This window comes from Meiothermus sp. CFH 77666, assembly GCF_017497985.1.
Taxonomy (GTDB): domain Bacteria; phylum Deinococcota; class Deinococci; order Deinococcales; family Thermaceae; genus Meiothermus.
In genome coordinates, this window is sequence record NZ_JAGDFV010000067.1 from 1 (window position 1) to 876 (window position 876).

The window sequence follows — 876 nt, forward strand, 5'->3', positions numbered from 1 at the left end:
AGCAAGGCCGCCACCGCCCGATTGGTCAAGGTGAGCCTTGAAAGCATCGCTCGGTTGGAGCGGTTGGTGGGTGAGCATGGCCGGCTATTCCATGAGCAACAGGTACAGGGTTTGACCTGCACCGCCCTGCAAGCCGATGAACGACATGGATATGTGGGGAGTAAAGCCCAACCCTGCTGGGAAGCAGAACTATTCGACCCCCACAGTCGGCTGATCGTTGAACGGGTTCAGGGCCAGCGAAATGAAGCTTTAGCTCAAGAACTGCTTTCTAAGGGGAAAACCCGTCTGCGCTACCCCCAGGGGGTGGTATTGCTGAGCGACGGTTGGGAAGGCTATGCCAGCCTCTTTCCCCTGGTGTTTGGCAGGCCCTACCAGCCCAAACGCCAGGGCACTCGGGGCCGGAAACCCAAGCTGCGTTACCGGCTGAACCGCCGCCAGGCCCATATCCAGATCGTCAAGCGTCGGGAAGGCAAAGGGGTCGTCGAGGTCAGTACCCGCCTGGCTCATGGCTCATTCAAGCGTGTCCAGCGTGAGTTAGACCGCTTAGGGTATCAAAAGCCCAATACCTCAGCCATTGAACGCCACAATGCCACTGCCCGGCGGATGGATTGCTTTAGTGTGCGTAAAACCCTGGCTTTTGCCCGTATCCCTGAGACCCGCCAGGCCAGGGGTCACTGGCGCATGACCGTATACAACTTCGCTCGCCCCCATCGCTCGCTGCGAATACCTTTAGCCCAACCTTCAGGCAATAAACGCTACCAACCCCGTTCCCCGGCCATGGCTGCCCATCTCACTGACCGCATTTGGTCTATCTCTGACATCCTTCGCCATCAGGTCTTTCCATCCAGCCACCGGTGATAATCTCAAATGACTACC

The 876-nt window shown here is 58.1% G+C and carries 1 protein-coding gene; it reads left to right on the top strand.

Annotation, left to right across the window (positions count from 1 at the left end; all coding sequences use genetic code 11):
- A partial coding sequence (locus tag J3L12_RS16575) for a hypothetical protein (RefSeq protein WP_208016150.1) occupies window positions 1-858 on the top strand: 858 nt, incomplete at its 5' end.
- Between the last annotated feature and the right edge of the window lie 18 nt (window positions 859-876).